The sequence below is a fragment of the Bartonella sp. OT172YNZD genome (assembly GCF_042193725.1).
Classification (GTDB): domain Bacteria; phylum Pseudomonadota; class Alphaproteobacteria; order Rhizobiales; family Rhizobiaceae; genus Bartonella; species Bartonella grahamii_A.
Map to the genome: position 1 here is coordinate 1 of NZ_JBHILZ010000037.1, position 4,126 is coordinate 4,126.

General features: G+C 44.9%; 5 protein-coding genes. All 5 read left to right on the forward strand.

Annotated features, from left to right (window positions below; translation table 11 throughout):
- Window positions 1-619, forward strand: a 619-nt coding sequence (locus tag ACFIJS_RS08620) for a phage baseplate assembly protein V (RefSeq protein WP_375651190.1), incomplete at its 5' end; no start/stop codon positions are given.
- Window positions 616-957 carry a GPW/gp25 family protein gene (locus ACFIJS_RS08625; protein WP_375651188.1) on the forward strand — a complete coding sequence of 114 codons (342 nt, stop codon included), beginning with the start codon at window positions 616-618 and terminating at the stop codon, window positions 955-957. The genes ACFIJS_RS08620 and ACFIJS_RS08625, both read left to right, overlap by 4 nt.
- The gene (locus tag ACFIJS_RS08630; RefSeq protein WP_375651192.1) at window positions 954-1,781 is read left to right on the forward strand and encodes a baseplate J/gp47 family protein; all 828 of its coding nucleotides are present in this window, start codon (window positions 954-956) and stop codon (window positions 1,779-1,781) included. Before ACFIJS_RS08625 ends, ACFIJS_RS08630 begins: the two co-directional genes overlap by 4 nt.
- Window positions 1,781-2,887: a phage tail protein gene (locus ACFIJS_RS08635; RefSeq protein ID WP_375651194.1), complete on the forward strand. Its 1,107-nt coding sequence runs from the start codon at window positions 1,781-1,783 to the stop codon at window positions 2,885-2,887. The genes ACFIJS_RS08630 and ACFIJS_RS08635 overlap by 1 nt, the downstream gene beginning before the upstream one ends.
- A 1-nt stretch (window position 2,888) precedes the next feature.
- Window positions 2,889-4,126 (forward strand): DUF4815 domain-containing protein (locus tag ACFIJS_RS08640; protein ID WP_375651196.1); only part of this gene is annotated, 1,238 nt, incomplete at its 3' end.

The following is a 4,126-nucleotide window of genomic DNA, read 5'->3' on the forward strand; positions in this document are numbered from 1 at the left end:
GATTAGCCATGTCGACCATAAAAACGCACGCTATCGGGTAAAAAGTGGCAATCTCATCAGTGACTGGATTCCAGACACCCAAGCCCGCGCCGGTAAAACACGCTCCTATGAAGGGCGCGATGTTGGAGAGCAAGTGATTGTTATTTCATCATCAGGGGATTTGTCACAAGGGGTGATTGTGGGTTCCATTCATACCGATGCTCATCAAGCAGCCTATAAAGGCAGCATTCACCGAACGATATATCCTGATGGAACCAGCCTTGAATATGATGATGAACAAAACACTTATGGAATTCACATCAAATCCGGCGGAAAGTTTATCCTGACAATCGCTGATGGTGTGTCACTAAAAGGTGATGGCGGGAATCTAGAACTTACAGCGCCGGAAGACATAAAGATTGTTTCAGAAAGCGATATAAATTTAAACGCAAAAGGCAACATCTCTTTGAAGGCAGGTGGTGGCGTTTCACTGAATTCGAATGATAGTCTCTCTCTTCATTCTGAGAATAATGTTTCCATTCATTCAAGTGGACTAAAGCATAACGGCACCAATATTGGAAACAGCCATGTTCATGGTGGTGTTTCCCCTGGTGGCTCGATGACAGGAGGTCCCAATTGAACAGTGGAATGGACCGCACAACGGGAAAGCCATTAACCGGCATTGATCATTTACGCCAATCAATCCTTGATATCTTATCAACACGGATTGGTTCGCGTGTAATGCGGCGTGACTATGGTTCACGTGTTGCGGAACTCATTGATGCACCAATAAATAACAGCTTTTCCGTTGCTCTTTATGCTGCTGTTGCTGAGGCTTTAGACAAGTGGGAACCGCGTTTTAAATTGAAAAAAATTGATTTTAAATGGAGTGAGGCTGGACAAGTTTCTTTGTCCTTTGAAGGCATTTATTTGCCATCCGGCAAGCCCATTACCATGGAAGGATTATTGATAAAATGAATGGAGTACTTGCAAAACCAGAAATCATCACAGAACTTTCTTTTGAGGAAATACGGGCAGCGGCTCTTGCCCATTTAAAAGAGCTTTTGCCTGAATATACCATTCTTGAAAGTGATCCGGCTGTAAAAGTCATTGAGGCTTTTAGCTATCGAGAGTTGCTTTTAAGACAGCGTATTAACGAAGCGGCACGCAACAACATACTTGATTTTGCAACCGGTGAATCTCTTGACGCTTTAGGAAACTGGCATGGTCTTGCCCGCATGGAGGGGGAAAGTGACGAGAGATATCGTGAACGCATAGAGCTTCATGCCCGTGGTGGCAATGGGAGCGGGACAGAGCCCTATTACAAGCTTATCGCCTTAACAGCAGATAGTCGTGTTAAGGATGCGATTGTTTACCGTAAAGGCAAAGACCCAACCATCTATGTTGCTCTTTTTGGCAACAATGAAGAAGGAACAGCATCTAAAGATCTCATACAAACAGTCTCACAAGCTCTTCACAGAAAAAATATCATCATGACCAATGATACAATCATTGTTCACGCTGCTGTCAAAAAAGTGCTGGATTTAGAGGCAGATGTTTGGCTGTTACCAGAAACATCTTTGAAAATTCTCACAACAATGGAAGCAAATTTAAGAGTAGCATGGAAACAAGAACAAGCCATTGGTCGTGAATTAAGCCTCTCGTGGTGGATTTCAAAACTAATGATTTCTGGTGTCCAAAAAGTCATTACCATTACCCCAACACAAGACAGTATGGTTTGTGATGAAGAAATTTTATCGATTGGAAAAATCACCTTAAACTTCAAAGGGCGTGCACGCTAATGGTTGGTTCCCTCCTCCCCTCACATGCAACAGAATTTGAAAAGCGCCTTGCCGATGCTTGCAACTTTCATCAAGATGTTGATGGAGCTGTTTTGGGGATTTCACGTGCAAAACTGATCACACGCCCTCCCCGCTTTTTGCCATGGTTGATTGAAGAATATGGACTTGGTGAACTCACACCTTATGTTCCAAACCTCTATGATTTGATTGACCAAGGACTTGCATGGCAAAATATTCGTGGCTCTGTAGCCGCCATTGAGTTGGGACTTCAATGGTTAGAGATTACAGCCCGCTTTATACCCGCATGGTCTGGGCGTGCATGGTGGAATTCCTTTCAACTTTACTTTGACAGTCTCCCTAAACAAAGCAGCCTTGAAGCCATTGAAGCAATCACCGATCTTTCCAAAAGTTTGCGCTCTGATTTTCGCCGTGGGACCTATGGTTATGATGTGCAAGCTGTTGAATGCAATATGTCACGCCTTGATGACAGCATGTTGGATTTTGAGAGTGGCATCTGTCTTACAGCTGGGGGAACTTTGTTTTCCTTTGGACGCACAACAGAAATCAATCATACCCTCACAAAAGAAGAAGGCAAGCTTATTGGCAATTGGATAGATGACTTTGACGAGGAGTTAAGCTGGAACCAAATTGATTACCCTTGGGATTTGGCAAATTTTCCATGGTGTTCGGTCAAAAAACATGAACGCGATATACTCATGGCAGAGTGGTTTAGCAACCGCACGCTTTATCTCGTGTTAAGAGACAGCCAAAATGCCGTGATTGGCACTCGCAGATGCTCTGCTGTAGCGCCTGTCGAACAGGCTTTGGAGGGCGTTTACAGCCATTGTGGCAACAGATTTAACCCTTCCCCAACCGGCACTCTGTTGTTTCTTGCAGCTCGCACAGATTTTGAAGATGTTGAGGACAAACAAGCCGCCGCTGTTTCCCTTCTCGTTCATGGCTCTCTTGCACAACAAACCCCTCCTGGCAAGCTTTGGCTTGAAGCTCATGAACTGCGTGATGGTGTAGAAATTCTTAAAACACCGGTCAACATTCCTTTGCGTGCTGATGTTCGCGAACAATTCAAAATTTTATTGAGGTTTTAACATGAAGCATGAAAGTGGTTTACCCTTTGCAATTGACAGATCGGTAGGCAAAGACGAACAACAAAGCGTGGTGTTTTATGGCAAGCGCCCTTTTCTTCAAGCGGGTGAACTCAATGAGGTTCAAACCATCATCAGGGGGCGTCATGACCGTTTGGGACGCCTTGTGGCAAAAGAAGGAGACCGCGTTGAACGGGCTGATGCTTTTGTCAATAAAGAGACAAGGACTGTCACGTTAACAGAGGGCAAAATTTATATTGCAGGCGATATCTTTCCTGTCTCAAATGCTGTCTTGGAGAATATTTCCATGATTGGGCGTGTGGAAATTGGTGTAAAGCTACAAAAGAAATGGGTGACATATGAGGATGATCCAGAGCTGTTGGGGCAAGTTGCCGGCAGTTTGGCAGAAGGAGAGCCCGGAGCGGCACGCGAAGTCGCAAAACTTGTCTGGGCTCTCAAAGATGATGAGCAGCAAGGGGCTTTCTTTCCGGTCTATATCTTACAAGATGGCGTTTTGATTGATCAAAAATCGCCCTCACTCCTTGAACCGGCCATGCAAGCCATTGCGACGTACGACCGCGCCCATGGGCATTATATCGTGGGGGGATGCCGTGTAAGTGCATTGGGAGCAAATAACGGTTGCCAAGTGTTTAGCATTCAAGAGGGAGAAGCCAATATCAATGGTTTTAAACGCAAACGCTTAGCAGCTTTGCGCCATGAAGAGATGCAAGATTTTTCGACAAGCGTTGTTCCTAGCGAAACGCATATTTTTTCGCCCCCAAAAGGGAAAACAAGCTTTACCTTTAAACCCTATTATTTTCCTCTTGCTGATATTCAGTCTCTTTTGTTGACAAAAGAAAAAACCGTTACCGTCACCCGCGGTGCCGTTGCCGCAGGGCGTGATGGCGTGCCGGATAAAAGCATCACCGCGTTTATCAAAATTGTTCAAGGAACTAAAGAATTTAAAGAAGGAACGGATTTTAAAAAAACCGGAGACACCATTGATTGGGCACCGGTGGGAGACGAACCTTTAGCAGGGAGCAGCTATAAGGTGACTTATCGCTATCGTGCAAAAATCACGGCTGATAAGGTAACAGCGCAGGAAATTACAGTATCAGGGGGTGCGGAGGGTGGTGATATCATTGTCAGTTACACTTACAAACTCCCCCGCATTGACCGTATTGGTCTCAACACAGGGGGAAATGTCGTCTATATCAAAGGGATTTCTTCAGACCAACCCAT

Excerpts from the sequence above, each read along its gene's own strand:
- ACFIJS_RS08635 (WP_375651194.1), top strand. The coding sequence starts at position 1,781 with ATGGTTGGTTCCCTCCTCCCCTCACATGCAACAGAATTTGAAAAGCGC.
- ACFIJS_RS08630 (WP_375651192.1), top strand. The coding sequence starts at position 954 with ATGAATGGAGTACTTGCAAAACCAGAAATCATCACAGAACTTTCTTTT.